Source organism: Flavobacterium hydrophilum, assembly GCF_003202405.1.
Classification (GTDB): domain Bacteria; phylum Bacteroidota; class Bacteroidia; order Flavobacteriales; family Flavobacteriaceae; genus Flavobacterium; species Flavobacterium hydrophilum.
Genome location: NZ_QJHL01000001.1, coordinates 2,064,636 through 2,088,424 on the forward strand (window position 1 = coordinate 2,064,636; position 23,789 = coordinate 2,088,424).

The window sequence follows — 23,789 nt, forward strand, 5'->3', positions numbered from 1 at the left end:
AAAAACAACAACTTTTAAATATTTACTGGCTTTGTCATGGTTTAAAACTTTGGCAAAGCTTTTTTTTATAACTTTAAAATAAAAAATGACATTATTCCCTTATTCAGATATTATTTTTCGAAGCATTGCAGTTTACTTTTTTATGACAATTGCATTAAGGATTTTTGGAAAAAAAGAACTTTCCCAGTTAAACACTGCCGATATTATCCTGATTCTATTAATCAGTAATTCAGTTCAAAATGCAATGGTAGGTCCTGATACCAGCCTTTGGGGAGGTTTAGTCGCAGCTCTGGTTCTATTTGTAATTAATTTTACTATAAAAAAATTAACGAAGAAATATAAAATATTTGGTGAATTGTTCTTAGACAAACCCGAAGTTTTAATTCACAATGGAAAATTAGATTTTAAAGCCTTAAGCAAATTAGATATTTCTAATGAAGAATTAAAAGAAGCAATGCGCGAACATGGGGTAGAACACTTTACAGAAGTAAAATTATGCATGCTGGAAATTGACGGTACAATCAGTATAATTACTGAAGATAAAAAAAATCTTAAGCAATCACATTATAAACGAAAACACAATCATAAAAATTTTAGAAAGTAAATTCACTTTTAAAATTTTGCTAAAAGAAAAGGGCTATTCATTATATCGAATAGCCCTTTTTCTTTTATTTTATAGGAAATTATTTTTGAAATAATTTATTAATCTGATCTTTTACTAATGGCTCAGAAACATTACTTGAACCTGAAGAAGCATCTTTGCTTGAAACCATAAATTGAACTGTAGATTTCTCAGGAAGAGTACTTCCTGTGTAATGCAACCAAATGTAGTTATTAGGCAATTCTAATTTAATATCATATAATGGAGTGGCATTAAAACCATTCATAATAATATTGTAAAGACCAGTATAATCGTTATTAACGTTTTTAAAAGAGAATTTTTTTAAGCTTGAAGAATCATCATCATCACTCACAATACTAGTATAATAAACAGTATATTCATCTCCAATTTTTTGAATGTAGTTGTTATTTACTTTTCCTAATTTTTCAACCGGTACAGTTTCAAGAACTTTGATCTGTGCAACTGAAACAAAACTAAAGAACAAAATGGCAAGGGTAATAATCTTTTTCATAATGAATTTGGGGTTAATTTTTACTACTTTAATGAACGCCGAAATTATGAAAAATTACTTCTAAAATTACGCTTCAGTTAACATTAAATTGTGAATTTTATTTAAAATTGATTTATTCTGAAGTCTTAAAATTACAACGTTTTAATAATCAATAAATTATAAAAAAATAAAATCAGCGAATTAACCTTTTTTTTTACTAAATTTTCTAAAAAGAATTAAAAAGATCATCTTTCTTCTTCTTTTTTTACAACTTTTCTTGCAACTTCAATCTTAAATTTCCTGCCTTTCATCTTCTCTTCTTTCACATTTTTAAGCAGGTCTTTTACTTTATTATATTTTACCGCTGCAAACGAAATAAAATCTTTTACTTCAATCAAACCTAAATCCCCTTTTTCGAGTTTTCCTTTTTGAGAAAAGAATCCTACAATATCAATTTTATTCAATTTTGTTTTTTTTCCACCACTGATATAAATTGTTTGAAATTCCGGTGGTTTCGGCAGAGTAGTCATATTTTCTACTTTTAAAACTTCCATGCCATAATCGATATAATCAAATTGCTTTTCACTTTCGTGAATGATAATATAAGCCGTTCCTGATGCCTGCATACGTGCAGTTCGACCGTTCCTATGTGTAAATTCATCTTCTTTTAAAGGTAAATGATAATGAATCACATGCTTCATTTCAGGAATATCCAAACCACGGGCAGCCAAATCTGTAGTGATTAAATAACTCATACTTCCATTTCTAAACTGAATTAAGGCACGCTCACGTTCCTCCTGATCCATTCCTCCATGATAATAAACGGAATAAATTCCTTTTTCATTTAAAGTATCACTAATCCGTTCAGCCGCATCACGATGATTACAAAAAATAATAGCCGATTGTGATTTCAAAGAACAAATTAAATTAAACAAACTTTCTAATTTATCCTTAGCAGGTGAAATCACCATTTTCATAGAAAGATTGGCTTTTTCTTCTTCTTCCGGAATAAAATCTAAAACCGTTGGATTAATTACTCTTGTGTATTTTGGAATCTCAATATCCGAAGTAGCGGAAACAAGTACTCTTTTGTTTAATTTCGATAATTTCCCAATGATATAAGACATTTGCTCATGAAAACCCAATTGCAATGACTTATCAAATTCATCCAGAATTAAAGTCTGAATTTTATCTGTTCTAAAAGTTTCTCTGTCAATATGATCGGCTATTCTTCCCGGAGTTCCAATTAAAACAGCAGGCGGATTGCTTAAGTTTTTAATTTCAGTATCAATTGAGTGACCTCCATAGCAAATATTTACTTTATATGAAGTCCCCATCTTTTTCCAAACCTGTTCAATTTGCAAGCCTAATTCACGTGAAGGAACCAGAATCAGACATTGAACCGAAAGAATTTCGGGTTGTAATAATTCTAAAATCGGTAATAAAAAGGCTAATGTTTTTCCGGAACCTGTAGGTGAAAGCAATAAAACATTGTTGTCATTTAAAATAGCATCCTGAGCTGTCTCCTGCATTTCGTTTAGGCTTTTAATCCCTAAATTCGAAAGTATATTGTTGGAATGGTGATTCTTGTTCATTTTGCAAAAGTAGCGAAATTAATTTGGGATGCTATTTTTTTTAATTTCAACTTAATTATCTGATTTTTATAATCTCTTTTAGAAATCGTGTTTCATACTTATTATGTTTTAATTATTTTTGAGTCACGGCAATAAATGCTGATCTTACTCTAAATTATAAACTATGGAAAAACACAGAATCTTTACCACATCATTTTCAAGTGTATATCCACATTATATCAATAAGGCTGAAAGAAAAGGCCGTACAAAAGCAGAGGTAGACGAAATAATTCTTTGGTTAACTGGTTATACACGCCAGGAATTGAAAAAAATAATAGAAAACAAAAAAGATTTTGAGGCTTTTTTCGCTGAGGCACCGCAACTAAATCCAAATGTTTCAAAAATAACCGGCGTAATTTGTGGATATCGGATAGAAGAAATAGAAGACAAACTCATGCAGAAAATTCGCTATTTAGACAAACTGGTTGATGAACTGGCTAAAGGAAAGTCTATGGAAAAGATTTTACGTAAGTAAATTTATAATTTAAGTTAACCTAAAATATACAAAACTAATTCATAAATGATACAGTTTTTAAGATCATTACAAATCATTTCTGAGTCAGAACTTGAGAAATTAAAAGACATAACAAAAAATAAAATCCTCCAAAAAAACGACTATTTAATTCAGGAAGGAAATATTTGTAATGAAATTGTACTAATAAAAACGGGTATACTTCGCTCATTTTACAGAAATAGTGAAGGCAACGAAATAACTAAATGTATTGCTTTTGAAAATGAACTTGCATGTGCCTACTCCAGTTTCATAACGCAACAGCCAACTTTTGAAAATATTCAGGCAATATGTAATACCGAAGTAATTGTATTGAACAGAAAGGATTTATATAACTTATATGAAAACAGTCAGGAATGGCAAAAACTTGGACGCTTGTTAACTGAATTAGAATACATACAACTAGAAAACAGAACCGTTTCATTTCAAAAACAAACTGCTCAGGAAAGATATGACACACTTATAAACAATCATTCAAAATACCTGAAGTATATCCCTTTAAAATATCTTTCCTCTTATTTAGGAATAACATCCAGACATTTAAGCCGATTGCGAAAAACGAATTAATTTTAGGACAATTGTCTATTTTTTTGAAATCGATAATTAATTTCTTTGTATAAATGTAAACATATATTCATGCAAAGAATTGTAAATACAAATCCGACTAAAGTTAAAAACAAAATTCCGATAATTCTAAATCGCTGTCTGGCAAAAACAAAAAACGGAGAAATTGAATATGTTGATGAAGGAAAAGGAATTCCCATTTTGTTTATCCACGGAACACTGTCTAACTCCAATACATGGAGAAAAATCATTCCTGAGTTAAGTTCAATATACAGATGTATTGCTATTGATTTGCCACTTGGAGGGCATTCCGTACCTTTAGAAAATAAAGTAAAATTATCTCCTAACGGGATAGCAAATATTATCAAAGATTTTTTAGACTATTTAACCATAGATAAAATCATAATTGTATCTAATGATACCGGAGGAGCTTATACACAGATTTTTACTTCACTCTATCCTGAAAGTATTGACAAATTAATTTTTTCAAATTGTGAAGTCATGGAGGTTTTTCCTCCATTAAAATTCAAATATTTAATTAAAGCTGTAAAAATTCCCGGCTTTACTTTTCTTTTAGGAAATGCTTTTAGGATAAAAAGTCTCCTTACTTCTGATATGATGATGGGATTATTATCGCATAGTTTAACCAATGAGGAACTTTCTGAACTTTATTTAAAATCTTTTATTACTGACAAAATTGTTCGTGAAAATTTCGTTTCAAATGTAAAAACCTGGTCGCCAAAATATACCATTGAAGCTGCGGACAAATTAAAAGCTTTCGAAAATCCTGTTCTTATTCTATGGGGAGAAGATGATAAAAAGCTATTTCCGATAAAATTAGGACAACAATTAAAAAGTATTTTCAGGAATTCTAAATTGATTGTAATTCCAAATTCAAAAACATACGTTCAGGAAGATCAGCCTGAAATTGTAATTAGAGAGCTTATTAGTTTTATAGGGAGTTCAGCTTCATCAAGATGAAATAATTACTGACTTTTGATATCTATTCTATCCTCTTCAAACAATAATTTGATGTTTTCATAAGAGTTAGTAAGAGCCTCCTTGATTTGTTCAGGGTTTAACCAGGCTACTTTCTCAATACCTTCTTCGATTTGTCCATGTGGAGTTCCTTCAAAATCTGAATGCATTTCGAACCAATGTGTAATTTTGAGTTTGTATTTTCCATTGCGTTTAAAAACATGATATGTTTTTTCGAGTTTGTTTGTAATTCTCAATTTTCCAACACCAGTCTCCTCTTCTACTTCCCTCATGGCCGTGTTCTCGATTTCTTCGCCTTTTTCGGTTCCACCTTTTGGCAGATCCCATTTTCCGTTTCTGAAAATAAACAAAACTTCTCCTTTTTTATTATAAACTAATCCACCACCGGCTTTATTAACAGGTATTTTAGCCTTTAAGGTTTTCATTATTTCCTTTTCGTCAGGATGATACAGATAAGCTTTCTGAATTTTATTTTGAAACATTTTCACGATGACCTGCTCTATATCAATACTTTCCAACAAGAATAATTGAAAATTAGTCTCCTTTGAGATTTCATTTGTCAAAAAAAGTGGTTTGTCGTTCACAAAAACTTTATACATTTGTACTATGATTTTTAATAAAGATACCGCCGAAAAAACAGCAGAATTGCTTTTGCAAATAAATGCAATTAAATTGAATCCAGAAAATCCTTTTACATGGGCTTCTGGATGGAAATCACCTATTTATTGTGATAATAGGTTAATTCTTTCATTTCCTGCCATCCGAAATTATGTTCGTGATGAGTTTGCGAAAAATATAGAAAAACAATTTGGTAAACCAGATGTTATTGCCGGAGTTGCCACAGGAGCCATTGGAATTGGGATTCTTGTTGCTGAAAGTCTGGGATTGCCTTTTGTATATGTCCGTCCGGAAGCCAAAAAACATGGAAGACAAAACCAGGTTGAGGGTTTTTTACAAAAAGGACAAAATGTTGTTGTTGTTGAAGATTTAATTAGTACAGGAAACAGTAGCTTAATGGCTGTAGAAGCCTTACGCAATGAAGGAGCTAATATTAAAGGGATGGCAGCAATTTTTACTTACGGTTTTAATGTTGCTCAGGAGAATTTCAAAAATGCAAATATTGACTTGTACACGCTAAGTAATTATGAAAATTTATTAGATTTAGCAGTTCAGAAACAATATATAAGCGAAGATCAACAGACAGCTTTACAAGAATGGAGTTTGAGCCCATCAACTTGGGGGCAGGAATAGATTTTCAAAATTTGTTTAGCTCTTTTTGGAATTTGGTATTTAAAAAACTGGAATTTCATTAAAGCTTAAGCTTTGTAAACTTACAATTTCAACTCAAAGAAATAAAAAACCTTGCGCTTTTTGCGGTTAAAAAAAATAACAAACAAAAAATAATATGAACTTAGAAAGTCCAAAAGTTACTGTTCAGAAATCAGCTCAGGATTTATTTGATTTATTGACTGATGTAAAGAATTTTGAAAAATTAATGCCGGAAAATATTGCCAAATTTGAAGTAATTGGCGAAGATGCTTTTATTTTTGGACTAAAAGGGATGCCGGAAATAAAACTTAAAATGAAGGATAAAGTGGCGCCCAACAAAATTATTTTAGGAGCTGCAAGCGATAAACTTCCTTTTACTTTAGTTTCAAATATCGAAAGCGTTTCTGATTCATCAAGTGAAGTTCAATTATTATTTGAAGGAGAATTTAATCCAATGATGGCTATGATGATTAAGGGGCCTATTAGCAAATTTATTGAAACGTTAGCTATTAATATGACTAAATTATAATAAATTGGTTTATTAATTTCCTATTTTACAATTTAAAAAGCCTGATTCAATCAGGCTTTTTTATTTCCATCCTCAATTTAATAATGCATTTGGATTTCTTTAATATCAAATTCTGAAACCGAATCATCTTCTAATAAAATTTGTATTTTTCCAGTAGAAGAAACTCCTTGAATTATCCCCATGAAATTTTGGTTTTCGAGGTTTTTAAATACAGTTGGGATGCCTTTTCGAAATAAAGAATTGAAATATTCTTTCCAAAAAAGTGCAGAATTAGTTTCCCACAATTCTATTTTCTCTCTTATTTTTTTAATGATAAAAAAAGGTAAAGAATCTTTATCAAAATCTACGTTGCAAATTACTTTTAGTGAAGAAGCATTTGGTAAATGTTCAAAATTTATTTGGTTAACATTTAAGCCTAACCCTACTACTGACACAATTCTGCCATCACTCTTGATGGTATTTTCGATAAGTATGCCACCAATTTTTTTATTGTATGACATAATGTCGTTTGGCCATTTTATACTTAAATTAGGAATATCTAAAGATTTTAATGTTTCAATAACTGCTAATGAAACTATGATACTTATATTAAAAACCTGCTCGTTATCATACAAAAAATCCTTAACCAAAACACTCATAATTAAGTTTTTACCTGATTCAGACTCCCATTTAGCTCCCATCTGGCCTTTTCCTTTTGTCTGATTTTCAGCTGTTACCACTGTAAAATTATCCAGTTCATCCTGACTTGATAATGCCTTAAGAAAGTCGTTTGTTGAATCTATGGCATCGAGTTTGATTAGTTTCATTCAAGTAATTTAAATAACTTAATTTAATATTTTGTTAAGGTTCAAAAATAATCACAAATTTTGGTAACTTTACAAATTCATATAAAATAATTCATGGCGAAAAAGACTATTAATAATGATGTTCTATTGGCGAACATAATCAAAGGAATTGAAGAAGTAAAAGGAAATGATATCGATATTCTTGACTTAAGAGAAATAGACACGGCTGTTTGTGACTATTTTGTAATTTGTAACGGAAGTTCAAATACTCAGGTTAACGCCATTGTAAACTCAATTCAAAAAACAGTATCTAAAGACCTAAAAGATAAACCCTGGCACGTAGAAGGGACCGATAATGCAGAATGGGTTCTTATGGATTATGTGCATATCGTGGTACATGTTTTTCAAAAGCACATTCGTGAATACTACAATATCGAAAGCCTTTGGGGTGACGCCAAAATAACTACAATCGAAAACAAATACTAAAAGAAATTTTCTCTACTAATGGCTAAAGATAATAATCCAAATCCAGGTAAATTTAAGATAAGTCCCTGGTTAATATACACCGCTATACTCCTTGTATTTTTATTTATAAGTTTTGCAACAGGAGGCTCTAATTTAAGCGAACCAGCCCAATTGAAATCGTCTGACATTGATAATATGTTAGCCAAAGGGCAAATTAAAAATGTTATTATTTTCAATAATAAAGATGCTGAAATTTATCTTTCTGATGCAGCACTAAAAGATCCAGCGAATAAAAAGGTCGCTAAAGATATGTTTGACAGACCTAACAAAGGTCCTCATTACACGACTAAGTTTGGTGATTTAAAATCTTTTCAGGAAAAACTTGATAAGGCTAAGGCTGAAAAAAAATTAGTTGATTATGATTTTAAAGAAGCAAGTAACTGGAGCGATATCTTAGTTAGCTTACTCCCTATCATCATCATCATTGGTGTATGGATTTTCATAATGCGTAAAATGTCTGGTGGAGCCGGTGGCGGTGGTGGACAAATTTTTAACATCGGAAAATCTAAAGCTAAACTTTTTGACGAAAAAACTGATATTAAAACAACATTTAAGGATGTTGCCGGTTTAGAAGGAGCCAAAGAAGAAATTCAGGAAATTGTTGAATTCCTTAAAAATCCTGAAAAATACACTAACCTGGGAGGTAAAATTCCAAAAGGTGCTTTACTTGTAGGACCTCCGGGAACAGGTAAAACTTTGCTTGCAAAAGCTGTTGCAGGAGAAGCTCAGGTACCTTTCTTCTCTTTATCTGGTTCTGATTTTGTTGAAATGTTTGTAGGTGTCGGAGCGTCGCGTGTTCGTGACTTGTTCAAACAGGCTAAGGAAAAATCTCCTGCCATTATTTTCATTGATGAAATTGATGCTGTTGGTAGAGCGAGAGGAAAAAGTAATATGTCTGGCGGAAATGACGAAAGAGAGAATACTTTGAACCAATTACTAACCGAAATGGATGGTTTTGGAACAAACTCCAACGTAATTGTTTTAGCAGCAACCAACAGAGCCGATGTACTTGACAAAGCCTTGATGCGTGCTGGCCGTTTTGACAGACAAATTTTTGTTGACTTACCGGACATTCGTGAAAGAGCTGAAATTTTTCAGGTACACTTAAAACCGATCAAAAAAGTTGAAGGTCTTGATTTAGATTTCTTAGCAAAACAAACTCCGGGCTTCTCCGGTGCTGATATTGCAAATGTTTGTAATGAAGCGGCTCTAATTGCTGCACGTAACAACAAAGCTGCAGTAGACAGACAAGATTTCTTAGATGCTGTTGACAGAATCATCGGTGGTCTTGAAAAGAAAAACAAAATTATTACTCCAGACGAAAAGAGAGCAATTGCAATTCACGAAGCAGGCCACGCCACTGTAAGCTGGATGTTAGAGCATGCTGCTCCATTGATCAAAGTAACTATTGTTCCTCGTGGACAAAGTTTAGGAGCTGCATGGTATTTACCTGAAGAAAGACAAATCGTAAGAACAGATCAAATGTTAGACGAAATGTGTGCTACTATGGGGGGAAGAGCTGCTGAAAAAGTAACTTTTGACAGAATTTCAACTGGTGCATTAAGCGATTTGGAAAAAGTTACACGTCAGGCTCGAGCTATGGTAACGATTTATGGTTTGAATGATAAAATTGGTAATGTTACTTATTACGATTCAACAGGACAGAGTGAATATAATTTTTCTAAACCATATTCTGATGAAACTGCTAAAATTATTGATGCTGAAATCTCAGAATTAATTGAAGGTCAATATCAAAGAGCTATTCAAATTTTAGAAGAAAACAAAGACAAGCTAAATCAACTTGCCGATATATTGATTGAAAAAGAAGTTATTTTTAAAGATGACTTAGAAACAATATTTGGAAAACGTACTTTTGACAAAAATTTAGGAGAAGTAGTTTCGTAATTTTTTAGCAAAATATTCAATATTTTTTAAAATCTTAATTCAAAAGAGGCTTTTGAATTAAGATTTTTTTATCTTTGAACGTTTTCAATTAACATGTAAAGTATTTCATATAAAATGAGTTTTTTCAAAAAAATATTTGGTACTGCCAATACTTCATCAGATGAAGAAAATGAAAGTGAGTATGGAAACAATCCTACCCCAAACAGTCATTTATCCATAGATGAGCAATTCATTTTTAATTTTAAAAAAAATGGAGGAAAATTTTTGTATTGCGAAAACAAACAGGAAGTTGAAGAACAACTAGAAAATATTTTAGAAGAAAATGATTGGTTTGAAAGTGAAGCTTTATGTTATGAACCAAGGCTTTTCCCTTTATTAGAAGAAAACAAACTATTATATATTTCACCTAAAAGCCCAAAATTTTTATTAGCTTCATGTGAAAATCTTATTGCTGATGAAGGATCCATTTTATTTTCATCAAAACAAATCAGGCAAGACAAACCAAATGAGCTGCCGGCAAATATTGTCATAATAGCAACTACAAGCCAAATACTCCCTATGAAAAGCGATGGTTTAAGCGCTATTAAAAGAAAATACGAAAGGGATTACCCTACGAATATTACAACAATAAAATATTTCGAAAAAGCAAAAGAAGAAGATTTTACTCAATACGGAAGTGTTGCAAAAAATTTATACTTATTGCTGTTAGAGGACCTTTAAGATGAATGAAACACTCAAGAGAACCATTTCTGGTGCTGTTTATATCGCTTTACTATTGACTTCTATTCTGTTTTCTACTGAAAGCTTTATTTTTCTTTTTGGTATTTTTCTAATTATTACTATTTATGAATTTTGCAATTTAGTTAACCTTAATAAAGTATTTTCTATTCTTTTTGGAATTTTATTATACTCCGGTATTATATCAGTAAGTCATTATAATCAACAAACTACTTTATTTTTGGAGGATTTATTTAATTCAAAATTAAATTTGAACGCCAATATTCAACAGTTAGATCTAATACTGCTAGCCGTTACTATTGTTATCTCAATAAAATGTATTTTATTTTTATTTTACGATAATGTGCAGAAAGTAAGTATTTCATCAAAATACCTCTATTTACTAGGATACATTACCCTTCCTTTTATTTTTATCATTAAAATCTCTTTTGGGACCAATGATTATAATCCAAAGATTATTATTGGATTATTTGTTTTGATCTGGACCAATGATACATTTGCTTATTTGATAGGAAAATCCATTGGAAAACATAAGTTATTTGAACGCATTTCACCTAAAAAAACAATAGAGGGCTTTCTTGGCGGAGTTGTTTTTGCTGCCTTTGCAGGCTTTTTAATTTCAAAATTATACATTCAGCCCAATCCAGATTTCAGCAGCAGATCTATTTTGATTTGGACGATTATTGCTTTAATTGCCAGTATTTTTGGAACGATAGGTGATTTAATTGAATCCAAGTTTAAAAGAATTGCAGGCGTAAAAGATAGCGGTGCCATTATGCCAGGACATGGAGGTATTTTAGATCGGTTAGATAGTGTTATATTTGTAGCACCAGTTATATTTTTATTTTATCAAATTTTATATTATGTTTCATAAAGAAGGAGGCCCATCGATTTTATTAGGTACTGTTTTTGCAGTTGCCGTACTTTTAATTGCTGATAAATTCATTGATATTACATGGCTAAGAATGCTTGTGCAGATTGCTGGTGTAATCGTTTTGATTATTATCTTACAGTTTTTCAGAAATCCTAAAAGAATTGCGATCAGAAACATTGATCATATTCTTGCTCCGGTAGACGGAAAAGTGGTAGTTATTGAAGAAGTGTATGAAGGTGAGTTTTTTAAAGATAAACGTTTACAGGTTTCTATTTTTATGTCGCCTATCAATGTACACGTAACACGTTATGCAATGGATGGTATTATAAAATTCAGTAAATATCACCCTGGTAAATTTTTAGTTGCATGGCATCCAAAAGCAAGTGAAGAAAATGAAAGAACAACTGTTGTAATTGAAAACGATACGTTTGGACAAATACTTTACAGACAAATTGCCGGCGCACTAGCACGCAGGATTGTAAATTATGCTAAAGAAGGAACACAGGTTGTTCAGGGAACTGATGCCGGTTTTATTAAATTTGGTTCAAGAGTAGATTTATTTTTACCTTTAGGTACTCCAATCGATGTGGTTTTAGGCCAAAAAGCAATTGGAGGCAAAACTATTATCGCGACAAAAGCTTAATGACTAAAAAAGATTTAGATATTCGTTTTTCTGAAGCTGTAGAAAAAGCTATGAAGATGACACAGGCTTCACTGCCACAAGATGTGCAGCTAAGGCTTTATGCCTATTACAAACAAGCTACGTTTGGAACAGCGGTATATAATCAATCCGAAAATTTTGGTTTACGTGATGCGTTCAAAACAAATGCATGGATGCAAATCAGCCATATATCTATTGAAGAAGCAAAAGAAAATTACATTGAAATAATCAATTTACTAACATCAAAATAATTAAATTATGAAAAGAAACATCATTGGTTTTACTTTCACAGCTTCATTACTGATGTTATTTTCCTGTAATGATAATAATAAATTAACCGAAGTTGTTGAAGTTCCTTTACCAACAAAGGAAGAAAAGATTACTATTGGAACTCCGGCTGATGTAAAAGCAGATGAAGGTTCTTTTGCTTTGACAAAACTGCCTTTTGGCTATGATGCCTTAGCTCCGGGTATAAGATCATTGACTTTAGAAACTCATTATTCGAAACATTATTTAACCTATACAAATAATTTAAATAAAGAAATTGCTTCAACTGAATTAGAAAATGCTTCCATTGAAGATATCCTGAAAAAATTGGACATGAACAATACCAAGCTTCGTCAAAATGCAGGTGGTTATTACAATCATACTCTTTATTTTGATATTTTAACCCCAAAAGAGCAAACTCCAAAAGATACTTTAGCGGGTTCTATCAATAAAGAATTTGGATCTTTTAACAATCTCACGACTCAATTTAAGAATGAGGCAACCAAACAATTCGGTTCAGGATGGGTTTGGTTAGTAGTAGACAGAGCAGGAAAATTACAAATTACAACTACCGAAAATCAGGATAATCCTTTAATGAGAAATGCTTTGATTCCCGGAACCCCAATTTTAGGAATTGATTTATGGGAACACGCTTATTATCTGGATTATCAAAACAGAAAAGGAAGCTATATAGATGCTTTTTACAAATTAATTAATTGGGAAAAGGTCAACGAAAATTACAAAACTGCCCTAACCAAGGTCAAAAAATATTAAAAAAATTCCAATTGTAAATAAAAAAGTTTGATGAAGAATATCATCAAACTTTTTTATTGAATTTATATTGCGAAATTAAATACCTGCAATAACTTTTATTTCATCAATTATTCGAAGTGCTAAAACATCTGCTTTTTCCTGAGAAGAAGCTTCAGTATAAATGCGAATAATAGGCTCTGTATTTGATTTTCTTAAATGAACCCATTCTGCAGCAAAATCAATTTTCACACCATCGATTGTTGTAATGTCTTCGTTTTTATATTTATCAGTCATGGCAACCAAAATAGCATCAACATCAATCTGTGGAGTCAATTCAATTTTATTTTTGCTCATATAGTATTCCGGATATGAAGCACGCAACGCAGAAACTGAAATCTTTTTGTTTGCCAAATGCGTTAAAAATAATGCTACTCCAACCAAACTATCTCTTCCGTAATGGGATTCAGGATAAATTATTCCACCGTTCCCTTCTCCTCCAATAATAGCATTGTTTTTCTTCATTAGCTCCACAACATTTACTTCTCCTACAGCACTTGCTTCGTAGCTTCCGTTATGTACATTGGTCACATCTCGTAATGCACGTGATGATGACATATTAGAAACTGTATTTCCGGGAGTTTTACTCAAAACATAATCTGCACAAGCTACTAAAGTATATTCTTCTCCAAACATTTCTCCGTCTTCAGAAATAAATGCTAAACGGTCAACATCGGGATCCACTACAATTCCTAAATCTGCTTTCTCTTTAACAACTAATTCTGAGATATCAGTTAGATGTTCTTTTAATGGCTCCGGATTATGAGGAAAATGTCCGTTTGGTTCACAGTATAACTTTACAACTTCAACGCCCATCTGTTCTAATAGTTTCGGAATAATGATTCCACCCGAAGAATTTACACCATCAACAACAACCTTAAATTTTGCAGATTTCACAGCTTCAGTATCTACCAATGCTAAATTCAAAACTTCATCAATATGAATATCCATATAGGCGTCATTTACTGTAACTTCTCCTAAATTATCTACATCAGAAAAATCGAAAGCTTCAGCATCTGCAATTTCAAGAATTTTTGCACCTTCAGCCCCGCTTAAAAACTCTCCTTTATCATTCAATAATTTTAGTGCATTCCATTGTTTTGGATTATGCGAAGCGGTCAGGATTATTCCGCCATCTGCTTTTTCCAATGGCACAGCAATTTCTACAGTTGGCGTTGTCGAAAGTCCGAGATCAATTACATTAATTCCTAAACCTATCAGCGTATTTACAACGAGATTATGGATCATTGGCCCTGAAATCCTTGCATCGCGACCAATTACCACGGTTAATTTTTCTTTTGAAATATTATTTTTTAGAAAGGTTCCGTATGCCGATGCAAATTTTACAGCATCAACAGGAGTCAGGTTATCTCCTACTTTTCCACCGATTGTTCCTCTTATTCCTGAAATCGATTTTATTAAAGTCATTTTTGTGAGTTATGGTTATTTGTTACAAATATAAAAAAGTTGCTGGCTTACTGAGACGTTAAGACACTAAGATTTTAAAATAATCGTTAAATATTATGATAAATGACTGATGATTTTTTTAACAAAAATGATTTAAAAAGTTTTTTATACATTTACCATAACCATCACGGTTACTTAATCACTCAGAATCTTAATACATCAAAAGCAATGAATTTCCTTGCCCACATATATCTTTCAGGCGAAAATGATTTAATTAAAATTGGCAATTTTATGGCTGATGGGATTCGTGGAAAGCAATTTGAACATTTTCCGAATGATGTGCAAAAAGGAATTATTTTACATCGCTTTATAGATACTTATACAGATTCACATGATATCTTCAGACAAAGTACCAGGCGGTTACACGAAAAATATCATCATTATGCCGGAGTGATTGTAGATATTGTTTACGATCATTTTTTAGCCAAAAACTGGACAAAATATTCAGATGAAAAATTAGAGGATTTTATCAATCGTTTTTATAATTCATTACATGAAAATTATGCTATTCTTACTGAAAAGACACAAGGCTTAATGCCTTATATGATTGAAAGAAACTGGCTTTTGAGTTACCAGACAGTGGAAGGAATCCATCAAATTCTAACTCAAATGGACCGAAGGTCAAAAAACATATCCAAAATGCAATTTGCCAGCGAAGAACTAAAAGAATTTTATACTGAATTTGAGAATGAATTCACAACTTTTTTTGAAGATATTCAAAAGCAATCCAAACAAAAATTACTTTCCTTATAAAGTCAAAAATTTCACATTATGAAAAAAATTACTTTTTTATCCTATTTTATTTTCTCATTTGGTTTTGCACAAGAAAACATAAATCCAACTGGATTGGTTGCTTCGAAAGCAATGGTAGTTTCAGCAAGAGAAGAAGCCTCTAAAATAGGTGTTGAAATTATGAGAAAAGGTGGAAATGCTTTTGATGCGATGGTTGGAACAGAATTGGCTCTGGCAGTTGCTTTTCCGTTTGCGGGAAATATTGGTGGCGGCGGTTTTATGATTTATAGAAGAGGAAATGGAGAAGTTGGATCTTTAGATTATCGTGAAAAAGCCCCACTTGCAGCTTCAAAAGATATGTTTTTGGATAAAGATGGAAATGTCATAAAAGGAAAAAGTACTGAAACAGCCCTTGCAATTGGTGTTCCGGGGACTGTAGCCGGAGTTTTTGCAGTACATAAAAAGTTTGGTTCGCTGCGAATTTCTGAAATTTTAAAACCTGTTATTGCTTTAGCTGAACGAGGAGTTGTAGTAACCCAGAAACAAGAAAAAAGTCTAAATGACTACCGGGATGCCATCATAAAAGTAAATGATTCAACAACACTATTCGCAACTCATTTTAAAGCAAATGATACGATTAAATATCCTGCACTTGCCAATACTTTAAAACGAATTGCAAAGCATGGAAGAAATGAATTTTATAAAGGTGAAACAGCCAAAATTTTAGTTGATTATCTTCAGAAAAAGGGCGGAATTATAACCCTTGAGGATTTGGCAAAATATGAGGCGAAATGGAGAAAACCGCTTCAGTTTACCTATAAAGATTTAAAAATCACATCCATGTCTCCTCCAAGCAGCGGAGGGATTTGCCTTGCACAAATTATGAAAATGATTGCTCCTTACGATTTAGCAAAAATGGGACATAATTCAGCAGAGGCTATTCAGGTAATCGTTGAAGCTGAAAGAAGAGCTTATGCCGACAGAAGTCAGTTTTTAGGTGACCCTGATTTTGTAAAAATTCCTGTAAAAGCATTACTTTCTGATGATTATTTAAAAGACAGAATGGCAACTTTTAATGTTGACAAAGCCAGTTTATCTTCCGAAATAAAAGAAGGAAATATAACTTATAACGAAAGTACCGAAACTACACATTATTCAATTGTTGACAAATTTGGAAATGCAATTGCAGCTACAACAACTTTAAATGATGGCTACGGATCAAAATATTACTGTGATGAGTTAGGTTTCTTTTTAAATAATGAAATGGACGATTTTAGTGCAAAACCGGGATCACCAAACATGTTTGGATTGGTTGGAAATGAAGCTAATAGTATTGCACCGCAAAAACGTATGTTGAGTTCAATGACACCAACGATTGTAGAGAAAGACGGAAAGCTTTTTATGGTTGTGGGAACTCCTGGCGGTTCAACCATTATAACCTCAGTTTTACAGACTATTTTAAATGTCTACGAATATAAATTCAGTATGCAGGATGCTGTAAATGCACCTCGTTTTCATCATCAATGGTTACCGGATCTTGTTACTTTCGAGCCGAATACCTTTGACAATACTACTATTGACAAGCTTAAAGCAAAAGGATATTTAATCAGTGAGAAGACAACTCCTGTAATAGGAAAAGTTGATGCCATTTTAGTCCTGCCAAACAAAAACCTTGAAGGAGGTGCCGATTTTCGTGGAGATGACACAGCAGTTGGCTTTTAATTTTTATAAAGATTTGTACTTTAATTTATACAAATTTGAATGCTAAGAGCTAAATTTGCAATATCCCTAACTTTTTACAAACAGAATGCTTAAAAAATATTTTAGAAAACTCGAAAGTATTATTGCTTTGGCTAAATCTTTAATGACACCAAAGCAGTTTATTTTTTTATCAAGCGTTCTGATTGGCATCTCATGCTCTTTGGCGGTAATCGTATTAAAAACGTTTGCCCATAGTGTTTTTTCTTTTGCTACATACATCAGCGGAATTTTAAAATGGAGTTTTATTTCCAGTATTCTGCCTGTTATTGGTATTGTACTAACCGTGTTTGTGGTAAACAGAATATTGAACGGAAGCATTGAAAAAGGAACCTCTCAAATATTGTATGCCGTTGCAAAAAAAGCCGGTATTATTCCGAAAAAGCAAATGTATGCGCAAATTATAACCAGTTCTTTAACTGTAGGTTTGGGAGGTTCTGCAGGTCTTGAGAGTCCAATTGTGATTACGGGAGCTGCATTTGGATCAAACTTCGCACAAAACTATAAATTAGCTTACAAAGACAGGACTTTACTAATTGGCTGTGGTGTAGCGGCCGGAATTGGAGCCGCCTTTAACGCCCCTATTGCCGGAGTTCTTTTTGCTATTGAAGTTTTATTGGTTGATGTGAGTATTTCTGCCTTTACTCCTATTATGATTTCTGCTGCAACTGGTGCCTTGGTTTCTGCTATCGTATTAGACGAAAGCATTCTCTTATCTTTTAAAAAGCAGGAAGCTTTTGATTACCATAACATTCCTTTTTATGTACTTTTAGGTATATTAACAGGATTTATGGCGGTCTATTATGCCCGAAATTTTCAGAGAGTCGAGCATTATTTTTCAAAATTAAAACTGAATCCTTACAAAAAGGCTTTATTTGGTTCAACGCTTCTGGCATTATTGATTTTTGTTTTTCCTACGCTTTTTGGAGAAGGCTATGAAAGTATCAGGACTTTATCTGAAACTGATCCTGGTAAACTATTAGACAACACCCTGTTTGAAGATTTTAGAAACAATCAATGGATTTTACTTCTTTTTGTAGGATGCACTATGATGCTAAAAGTGTTTGCTTCCGGATTAACAATTGGAAGTGGCGGAAATGGAGGGAATTTTGCCCCATCATTGTTCTTAGGATCTTATTTAGGTTACTTTTTTTCAAAATCTATCAGTCTGATTGGTTTGTCAAAACTTCCAATCACTAATTTCACAATGGTAGGAATGGCAGGTATTTTGAGCGGATTATTTCATGCTCCTTTGACAGCAATGTTTTTAATTGCTGAAATAACAGGAGGATATAGTCTAATGATCCCTCTAATGATTGTTTCATCAATTAGTTTTGCAATTTCAAAACGTTTTGAAAAATACTCACTTGATGTTAAAAATCTGGCTAAGAAAGGGCACGCTTTTACTAGTAATAAAGATTCAAACATACTATCAACTTTAGATATTGAAACCATTATTCAATGTGATTATCTAACTGTTAATCCTGATGAAAATCTGAGCAAATTAGTCGATCTTATTTCGCATTCAAATCAGGTTGTTTTTGCTGTTATAAACAATGAAAAAGAGCTTCTTGGTATTGTTCATTTTAATGATATCCGTGAAATTATTTTTAATATTTACCGGGTAAAATACACACAGATCAAAGACGTAATGAAAGCCCCTCCGGCAACCATTTATTCTTTTGACAGCATGGAAACTGTAATGAGCAAGTTCGAAAGATCGAAATCTGCATTTCTTCCTGTTATACGAAATGATAAATACTACGGATTTATATCCAAATCCATAGCGCTTGAAGCTTATAGAATGAAATTGCGTTCCATGACTATTGAATAAGTATAAATATCTAATCGAATGAACTTAATTCAGACCGACGTTTTTTGTTACAATTTTTAACATAAACTTCTGCACCGTAGCACAAAAAGAACAAATCAAAGTGGTAACTTTGCGTTTTGCTCAAATTTATGCTTGATAAAGACAATACTATTGAAGTTCTTGGCGCAAGAGTTCATAATCTAAAAAATATCGATATATCCATCCCACGTGAGAAACTGGTTGTCATTACCGGTTTATCAGGCTCGGGAAAATCCTCTTTGGCATTTGATACTATTTATGCTGAAGGACAGCGTCGTTATGTGGAAACTTTTTCGGCGTATGCCAGACAGTTTCTCGGAGGTCTCGAGCGACCTGATGTTGATAAAATCGACGGACTTTCACCCGTAATTGCAATCGAACAAAAAACAACCAGTAAAAGTCCGCGATCAACCGTTGGAACTATTACTGAAATATATGATTTCTTAAGGCTTCTTTACGCCCGTGGAGCTGATGCTTACAGTTATAACACTGGTGAAAAAATGGTTTCTTATTCTGATGAACAAATCAAAGACTTAATCATACAGGATTTTAACGGAAAGCGAATTAATATTTTAGCTCCGATTATTAGAGCCCGAAAAGGACATTATGCCGAATTATTTCAACAAATTACCAAACAGGGTTTCCTGAAAGTTCGCGTAAATGGTGAAGTGCAGGATTTGGTTTCCGGAATGAAATTAGACCGTTATAAAACTCATGATATCGAAATTGTTGTTGACAGGATGCTGATTGATGATACTGCTGACACTCAAAAAAGACTTGCAGAAAGCATTAATACTGCGATGCATCATGGTGAAGATGTTTTGATGATTTTAGATCAGGATTCGAATGAAGTACGTTATTTCAGTCGGAATTTAATGTGTCCTTCAACCGGAATATCCTATCAAAATCCGGAACCGAATTTATTTTCGTTTAACTCTCCAAAAGGTGCCTGTCCCCATTGTAACGGATTGGGAACTGTACACGAGATCAATGTAAAGAAAATTATTCCAAATCCAAAATTATCGATTAAAGCTGGTGGTTTTGCTCCACTTGGTGAATATAAATCTTCCTGGATCTTTAAACAATTAGAAACCATCGGAGAAAAATTCGGGTTTAAAATCACGGATCCAATTGAGAAAATTCCGGAAGAAGCCATGCAAATGATTCTCCATGGCGGGAAAGATAAATTTACGATTAGCTCTAAAGATCTTGGCGTAACTAGAGATTACAAAATTGATTTTGAAGGAATTTCTAATTTTATCAAAAATCAATATGACGAAAGTTCTTCTACAACTTTAAAGCGTTGGGCTAAAGATTTCATGGATGAAGTTAATTGTCCGGTTTGCGATGGTTCTCGTCTAAAAAAAGAAGCTCAGTTTTTTAGGGTAAATGGAAAAAACATCACCGAGTTGTGTGAAATGGATATTTCTGATCTGACAACATGGTTTCTGGATTTGAATAATCATTTATCAGATAAACAGCTTTTAATTGCATCTGAAGTTGTAAAAGAAATCAAAGATCGTCTTAACTTTTTAATGAATGTGGGACTGAATTATCTGGCTTTAAGCCGAAGTTCAAAATCACTTTCTGGCGGAGAAGCACAGCGTATTCGTCTGGCTACACAAATTGGTTCGCAGTTGGTTGGCGTTTTGTATATTCTGGATGAGCCAAGTATTGGTTTACACCAAAGAGATAATGAAAAACTGATTAAATCTCTGGAACAATTACGGGACATTGGAAACTCCGTTATTGTAGTTGAACACGATAAAGATATGATTGAAACGGCTGATTATGTTATTGATATTGGACCAAAAGCCGGAAAATACGGTGGCGAAATTATCAGTATTGGAACTCCTGCCGAAACTTTAAAATCGAATACTATTACCGCTCAATATCTGAACGGTAAAATGAAACTGGAGATTCCGAAAGAGAGAAGAAAAGGAAATGGCAAATTTCTAAAACTGACCGGAGCAACCGGAAACAATCTTAAAAATGTTTCAATTGAAATTCCGTTGGGCCAATTAATATGTGTAACCGGAGTTTCAGGAAGTGGAAAATCAACTTTGATCAATGAAACCCTCTACCCGATTCTGAATGCGTATTATTTTAACGGTGTAAAAAAACCACAGCCTTATAAGAAGATAGAAGGCCTGGAACATATTGACAAAGTAATTGATATTGATCAGAGTCCAATTGGGCGAACACCACGTTCGAATCCGGCGACTTATACCGAAGTTTTTACTGAAATTAGAAATCTTTTTACGATGACCTCTGAGAGTATGATTCGTGGCTACAAAGCAGGTCGTTTCAGTTTTAACGTAAAAGGCGGACGCTGCGAAACCTGTGAAGGTTCAGGAGTAAGAACAATCGAAATGAACTTTTTACCTGATGTTTATGTAGAATGTGAAACCTGTCAGGGAAAACGTTTTAACAGAGAAACTTTAGAAATCAGATACAAAGGAAAATCTATTTCAGATGTACTGAATATGACTGTTGATGAAGCAGTTCCGTTTTTTGAAAACATTCCGAAGATTTACAGAAAAGTAAAAACAATTCAGGATGTGGGTTTAGGTTATATTACCCTTGGTCAGCAAAGTACCACACTTTCGGGTGGCGAAGCGCAGCGTATCAAGCTGGCTGGGGAATTGTCTAAAAAAGATACCGGAAATACATTTTATATCTTAGATGAACCTACAACAGGTTTACATTTTGAAGACATCAGAGTTTTAATGGACGTCATTAATAAACTGGTTGATAAGGGAAATACAATTTTGGTCATCGAACACAACATGGATGTTATCAAGCTTGCCGATTACATCATCGATATTGGCCCTGAAGGTGGAAAAGGTGGCGGACAATTAGTTGCTAAAGGAACACCTGAAGAAGTAGCTCAAAATAAAAAAAGCTATACAGCTAAGTTTTTGAAAAAGGAATTGGTATAAAATCTGTAATAATAAAAAACCAGTAATAAAATCAATTTGTTACTGGTTTTTTATTATTCTTAAGTTAGAATCTAAAACTTTATCAGAATTCTGTTTTTAAAACATACTTATTCTGAAATCTGTTTGCAAACAACAAGCTATTTCTGATTTGTGGTTTCTACTCTGTTTCGTTTTAATATTTCTTCAATCGCAAAACTTGCAGAATCTTTTACATCTCTCTTTCTGTTCTTCAAATATTTTTTCAGATAGCAATTTATTTCAGTGAACCTATTTTCTAATTTTTTCAGCTTCAGATAAACAACTCAGTTTCAAAAGCCATACAAAAGGATACCTGTGGAATTGGGATTTAGCAAATTACGCTAAAGACATTATTAAAACTCTAAATTTTAAAAAAAAATCAACCGATTACAGTAATGATAAACTTCTGTCAATTGTTTCTTTAATATTTTATTGACATATACAATACTTTACTACATTTGGCGCCGATAAATAAGGTTTCTCCCATTCATTATTTGAATTCCTTTATTCTTATACAAGAAACTATTAACCAACACATTAAAACCAAATGAAAAAACTATTACTTTTTTTTTCAGTAATTCTAACTATTAATTCCTATTCTCAAATTTCATTTGAAAAAGGCTATTACATAGATAACTCACAACAAAAAACTGAATGCTACATCAGAAATAATGATTGGAGTAGTAATCCAACTAATTTTAAATACAAATTATCTGAAAATGACGAAATAAAAACAATTGGAATAGAATCAGTCAAAGAATTTGGAATCTACAATATAGCAAAATACACCAGAGCAATAGTCCAGATAGATATTTCAAGTGATAATATTAATGAATTGAGTCGTAATAAAAATCCCGAATTTAATAAAGTGCAATTTTTTTTAAAAGTATTGGTAGAAGGGAAAGCAAATTTGTATGAGGGCGGAAGCGATAAAAAATTTTTCTATAATGTTGACAATTCTACTATTGAACAGTTAATACACAAGAGCTATAAAAATACTGATGATCAAATTGATGTTAACAATGAGTTTCGCATACAATTATGGGGGAATTTAAAGTGTCCACACATAAGTATGGATGTTTTTTCAAAATTAGATTATCGAAAAAACAGTTTAATTAATTTATTCAGTGAATATAATAAATGCAGCAATTCTGACTTTCTTAATTATGAAGCAAAGCAAGAATCAAAGAGAAACGTATTTAATTTAAATCTAAGACCTCGAATAAACTCCGCTTCTTTAATCATAGAAAGTGAGAGACTAAATTATGAAAACACGGATTTTGGAAATAAAATGAGTTTTGGTTTCGGAATTGAAACGGAATTTATTTTACCCTTCAATAAAAACAAATGGGCTGTAATTGTAGAGCCAACCTATCAAAATTTTAAAGCAATAAAAGCAAAAGGGTATGATAGTACAATAAGCGGAGAGTTAATTGCAGAAGCTAAATATACATCCATAGAAATTCCTTTAGGAATCAGGCATTATTTTTTTCTTAATAAAAATTCTAAAATTTTTATTAATGCCTCTTTTATATATGAGTTAACGTTAAAGTCAAGAGTCGAATTTTCAATGGCTGATCGTTCAGGTATCTTTATTAAAGATTTTAATAGTAGTAATAATTTGGGATTTGGAATTGGTTACAAACTTTTTGACAAATATAGTATTGAAATGAGATATAACACTACCAGAAATGTTTTGGCAAATTACACTAAATGGAATTCCGAATACAAAACAACTTCAGTAATATTTGGTTATACAATATTCTAAACTGACTTGAGCTTATTAGACATAAAAGAAGAATCATAAAAAATTATGATTCTTCTTTTCCATTGAGCA

General features: G+C 32.3%; 23 protein-coding genes. 18 read left to right on the forward strand and 5 right to left on the reverse strand.

The window, feature by feature from the left end:
• The first annotated feature begins 85 nt into the window (after nucleotides 1-85).
• Nucleotides 86-604, forward strand: a complete 519-nt coding sequence (locus tag DMB68_RS07955) for a DUF421 domain-containing protein (RefSeq protein WP_110346071.1) — start codon at nucleotides 86-88, stop codon at nucleotides 602-604.
• A 79-nt stretch (nucleotides 605-683) separates the two neighbouring features.
• On the opposite strand, the gene DMB68_RS07960 is transcribed toward DMB68_RS07955, so the two are convergent.
• Nucleotides 684-1,133, reverse strand: coding sequence for a hypothetical protein (locus DMB68_RS07960; protein ID WP_110346072.1), 450 nt, complete (start codon nucleotides 1,131-1,133; stop codon nucleotides 684-686).
• Between the two features lie 224 nt (nucleotides 1,134-1,357).
• Complete coding sequence (locus DMB68_RS07965) at nucleotides 1,358-2,707, reverse strand: DEAD/DEAH box helicase (protein ID WP_110346073.1); 1,350 nt, start codon at nucleotides 2,705-2,707, stop codon at nucleotides 1,358-1,360.
• A 163-nt stretch (nucleotides 2,708-2,870) separates the two neighbouring features.
• Between DMB68_RS07965 and DMB68_RS07970 the strand changes: the two genes are divergently transcribed.
• The 3 genes from DMB68_RS07970 (at nucleotide 2,871) to DMB68_RS07980 (ending at nucleotide 4,802) form a co-directional block, all read left to right on the forward strand.
• Nucleotides 2,871-3,221 (forward strand): DUF2200 domain-containing protein, encoded by a 351-nt coding sequence (locus DMB68_RS07970; protein ID WP_110346074.1) that lies wholly within the window; start codon nucleotides 2,871-2,873, stop codon nucleotides 3,219-3,221.
• A 45-nt stretch (nucleotides 3,222-3,266) separates the two neighbouring features.
• Entirely contained in the window at nucleotides 3,267-3,824 is a 558-nt protein-coding gene (locus DMB68_RS07975; protein ID WP_110346075.1) for a Crp/Fnr family transcriptional regulator, read from the forward strand.
• Between the two features lie 69 nt (nucleotides 3,825-3,893).
• A complete protein-coding gene (locus DMB68_RS07980; protein ID WP_110346076.1) occupies nucleotides 3,894-4,802 on the forward strand; it encodes an alpha/beta fold hydrolase in 909 nt (302 codons plus the stop codon).
• A 5-nt stretch (nucleotides 4,803-4,807) separates the two neighbouring features.
• Here the strand turns inward: DMB68_RS07980 and DMB68_RS07985 are convergent, their stop codons facing one another.
• Nucleotides 4,808-5,419, reverse strand: a complete 612-nt coding sequence (locus DMB68_RS07985) for an NUDIX hydrolase (protein WP_110346077.1) — start codon at nucleotides 5,417-5,419, stop codon at nucleotides 4,808-4,810.
• A 7-nt stretch (nucleotides 5,420-5,426) separates the two neighbouring features.
• On the opposite strand from DMB68_RS07985, the gene pyrE reads away from it, so the two are divergent.
• Complete coding sequence (pyrE, locus tag DMB68_RS07990; protein ID WP_110346078.1) at nucleotides 5,427-6,071, forward strand: orotate phosphoribosyltransferase; 645 nt, start codon at nucleotides 5,427-5,429, stop codon at nucleotides 6,069-6,071.
• A gap of 154 nt (nucleotides 6,072-6,225) precedes the next feature.
• Complete coding sequence (locus DMB68_RS07995) at nucleotides 6,226-6,618, forward strand: SRPBCC family protein (protein ID WP_110346079.1); 393 nt, start codon at nucleotides 6,226-6,228, stop codon at nucleotides 6,616-6,618.
• Between the two features lie 77 nt (nucleotides 6,619-6,695).
• Here the strand turns inward: DMB68_RS07995 and DMB68_RS08000 are convergent, their stop codons facing one another.
• Complete coding sequence (locus DMB68_RS08000) at nucleotides 6,696-7,424, reverse strand: biotin--[acetyl-CoA-carboxylase] ligase (RefSeq protein ID WP_110346080.1); 729 nt, start codon at nucleotides 7,422-7,424, stop codon at nucleotides 6,696-6,698.
• A 93-nt stretch (nucleotides 7,425-7,517) separates the two neighbouring features.
• Between DMB68_RS08000 and rsfS the strand changes: the two genes are divergently transcribed.
• The 7 genes from rsfS (at nucleotide 7,518) to DMB68_RS08035 (ending at nucleotide 13,147) form a co-directional block, all read left to right on the forward strand.
• Nucleotides 7,518-7,889, forward strand: a complete 372-nt coding sequence (gene rsfS / locus DMB68_RS08005) for a ribosome silencing factor (protein WP_007809313.1) — start codon at nucleotides 7,518-7,520, stop codon at nucleotides 7,887-7,889.
• 18 nt (nucleotides 7,890-7,907) lie between these two features.
• The gene (ftsH, locus tag DMB68_RS08010; protein ID WP_110346081.1) at nucleotides 7,908-9,833 is read left to right on the forward strand and encodes an ATP-dependent zinc metalloprotease FtsH; all 1,926 of its coding nucleotides are present in this window, start codon (nucleotides 7,908-7,910) and stop codon (nucleotides 9,831-9,833) included.
• A 114-nt stretch (nucleotides 9,834-9,947) separates the two neighbouring features.
• Nucleotides 9,948-10,553 carry a lactate utilization protein B/C gene (locus DMB68_RS08015; protein WP_110346082.1) on the forward strand — a complete coding sequence of 202 codons (606 nt, stop codon included), beginning with the start codon at nucleotides 9,948-9,950 and terminating at the stop codon, nucleotides 10,551-10,553.
• Between the two features lies 1 nt (nucleotide 10,554).
• Nucleotides 10,555-11,445, forward strand: a complete 891-nt coding sequence (locus tag DMB68_RS08020; RefSeq protein ID WP_110346083.1) for a phosphatidate cytidylyltransferase — start codon at nucleotides 10,555-10,557, stop codon at nucleotides 11,443-11,445.
• Nucleotides 11,435-12,088 carry a phosphatidylserine decarboxylase family protein gene (locus tag DMB68_RS08025; protein ID WP_110346084.1) on the forward strand — a complete coding sequence of 218 codons (654 nt, stop codon included), beginning with the start codon at nucleotides 11,435-11,437 and terminating at the stop codon, nucleotides 12,086-12,088. Before DMB68_RS08020 ends, DMB68_RS08025 begins: the two co-directional genes overlap by 11 nt.
• Nucleotides 12,088-12,357 carry an acyl-CoA-binding protein gene (locus DMB68_RS08030; RefSeq protein ID WP_110346085.1) on the forward strand — a complete coding sequence of 90 codons (270 nt, stop codon included), beginning with the start codon at nucleotides 12,088-12,090 and terminating at the stop codon, nucleotides 12,355-12,357. Before DMB68_RS08025 ends, DMB68_RS08030 begins: the two co-directional genes overlap by 1 nt.
• Nucleotides 12,358-12,364: 7 nt before the next feature.
• On the forward strand, nucleotides 12,365-13,147 hold the full coding sequence (locus tag DMB68_RS08035; RefSeq protein WP_110346086.1) for a superoxide dismutase: 783 nt from the start codon (nucleotides 12,365-12,367) through the stop codon (nucleotides 13,145-13,147).
• Nucleotides 13,148-13,222: 75 nt separating this feature from the next.
• Here DMB68_RS08035 and glmM read toward each other — a convergent pair whose 3' ends face one another.
• Complete coding sequence (gene glmM, locus DMB68_RS08040) at nucleotides 13,223-14,611, reverse strand: phosphoglucosamine mutase (protein ID WP_110346087.1); 1,389 nt, start codon at nucleotides 14,609-14,611, stop codon at nucleotides 13,223-13,225.
• Nucleotides 14,612-14,818: 207 nt separating this feature from the next.
• On the opposite strand from glmM, the gene DMB68_RS08045 reads away from it, so the two are divergent.
• The 5 genes from DMB68_RS08045 (at nucleotide 14,819) to DMB68_RS08065 (ending at nucleotide 23,720) form a co-directional block, all read left to right on the forward strand.
• Complete coding sequence (locus DMB68_RS08045) at nucleotides 14,819-15,403, forward strand: acyl carrier protein phosphodiesterase (RefSeq protein ID WP_110346394.1); 585 nt, start codon at nucleotides 14,819-14,821, stop codon at nucleotides 15,401-15,403.
• 18 nt (nucleotides 15,404-15,421) lie between these two features.
• A complete protein-coding gene (ggt, locus tag DMB68_RS08050; protein ID WP_110346088.1) occupies nucleotides 15,422-17,104 on the forward strand; it encodes a gamma-glutamyltransferase in 1,683 nt (560 codons plus the stop codon).
• Between the two features lie 85 nt (nucleotides 17,105-17,189).
• On the forward strand, nucleotides 17,190-18,974 hold the full coding sequence (locus DMB68_RS08055) for a chloride channel protein (RefSeq protein WP_110346089.1): 1,785 nt from the start codon (nucleotides 17,190-17,192) through the stop codon (nucleotides 18,972-18,974).
• 128 nt (nucleotides 18,975-19,102) lie between these two features.
• Nucleotides 19,103-21,934: an excinuclease ABC subunit UvrA gene (uvrA, locus tag DMB68_RS08060; RefSeq protein ID WP_110346090.1), complete on the forward strand. Its 2,832-nt coding sequence runs from the start codon at nucleotides 19,103-19,105 to the stop codon at nucleotides 21,932-21,934.
• Between the two features lie 565 nt (nucleotides 21,935-22,499).
• Nucleotides 22,500-23,720: a tRNA modification GTPase gene (locus DMB68_RS08065; protein WP_110346091.1), complete on the forward strand. Its 1,221-nt coding sequence runs from the start codon at nucleotides 22,500-22,502 to the stop codon at nucleotides 23,718-23,720.
• The last annotated feature ends 69 nt before the right edge of the window (nucleotides 23,721-23,789 follow it).

Bases quoted from the DNA above. Each gene is read 5' to 3' on its own strand.
- DMB68_RS07955 (WP_110346071.1), top strand. From the start codon at position 86: ATGACATTATTCCCTTATTCAGATATTATTTTTCGAAGCATTGCAGTT.
- DMB68_RS07960 (WP_110346072.1), bottom strand. From the start codon at position 1,133: ATGAAAAAGATTATTACCCTTGCCATTTTGTTCTTTAGTTTTGTTTCA.
- DMB68_RS07965 (WP_110346073.1), bottom strand. From the start codon at position 2,707: ATGAACAAGAATCACCATTCCAACAATATACTTTCGAATTTAGGGATT.
- DMB68_RS07970 (WP_110346074.1), top strand. From the start codon at position 2,871: ATGGAAAAACACAGAATCTTTACCACATCATTTTCAAGTGTATATCCA.
- DMB68_RS07975 (WP_110346075.1), top strand. From the start codon at position 3,267: ATGATACAGTTTTTAAGATCATTACAAATCATTTCTGAGTCAGAACTT.
- DMB68_RS07980 (WP_110346076.1), top strand. From the start codon at position 3,894: ATGCAAAGAATTGTAAATACAAATCCGACTAAAGTTAAAAACAAAATT.
- DMB68_RS07985 (WP_110346077.1), bottom strand. From the start codon at position 5,419: ATGTATAAAGTTTTTGTGAACGACAAACCACTTTTTTTGACAAATGAA.
- pyrE (WP_110346078.1), top strand. From the start codon at position 5,427: ATGATTTTTAATAAAGATACCGCCGAAAAAACAGCAGAATTGCTTTTG.
- DMB68_RS07995 (WP_110346079.1), top strand. From the start codon at position 6,226: ATGAACTTAGAAAGTCCAAAAGTTACTGTTCAGAAATCAGCTCAGGAT.
- DMB68_RS08000 (WP_110346080.1), bottom strand. From the start codon at position 7,424: ATGAAACTAATCAAACTCGATGCCATAGATTCAACAAACGACTTTCTT.
- rsfS (WP_007809313.1), top strand. From the start codon at position 7,518: ATGGCGAAAAAGACTATTAATAATGATGTTCTATTGGCGAACATAATC.
- ftsH (WP_110346081.1), top strand. From the start codon at position 7,908: ATGGCTAAAGATAATAATCCAAATCCAGGTAAATTTAAGATAAGTCCC.
- DMB68_RS08015 (WP_110346082.1), top strand. From the start codon at position 9,948: ATGAGTTTTTTCAAAAAAATATTTGGTACTGCCAATACTTCATCAGAT.
- DMB68_RS08020 (WP_110346083.1), top strand. From the start codon at position 10,555: ATGAATGAAACACTCAAGAGAACCATTTCTGGTGCTGTTTATATCGCT.
- DMB68_RS08025 (WP_110346084.1), top strand. From the start codon at position 11,435: ATGTTTCATAAAGAAGGAGGCCCATCGATTTTATTAGGTACTGTTTTT.
- DMB68_RS08030 (WP_110346085.1), top strand. From the start codon at position 12,088: ATGACTAAAAAAGATTTAGATATTCGTTTTTCTGAAGCTGTAGAAAAA.
- DMB68_RS08035 (WP_110346086.1), top strand. From the start codon at position 12,365: ATGAAAAGAAACATCATTGGTTTTACTTTCACAGCTTCATTACTGATG.
- glmM (WP_110346087.1), bottom strand. From the start codon at position 14,611: ATGACTTTAATAAAATCGATTTCAGGAATAAGAGGAACAATCGGTGGA.
- DMB68_RS08045 (WP_110346394.1), top strand. From the start codon at position 14,819: ATGAATTTCCTTGCCCACATATATCTTTCAGGCGAAAATGATTTAATT.
- ggt (WP_110346088.1), top strand. From the start codon at position 15,422: ATGAAAAAAATTACTTTTTTATCCTATTTTATTTTCTCATTTGGTTTT.
- DMB68_RS08055 (WP_110346089.1), top strand. From the start codon at position 17,190: ATGCTTAAAAAATATTTTAGAAAACTCGAAAGTATTATTGCTTTGGCT.
- uvrA (WP_110346090.1), top strand. From the start codon at position 19,103: ATGCTTGATAAAGACAATACTATTGAAGTTCTTGGCGCAAGAGTTCAT.
- DMB68_RS08065 (WP_110346091.1), top strand. From the start codon at position 22,500: ATGAAAAAACTATTACTTTTTTTTTCAGTAATTCTAACTATTAATTCC.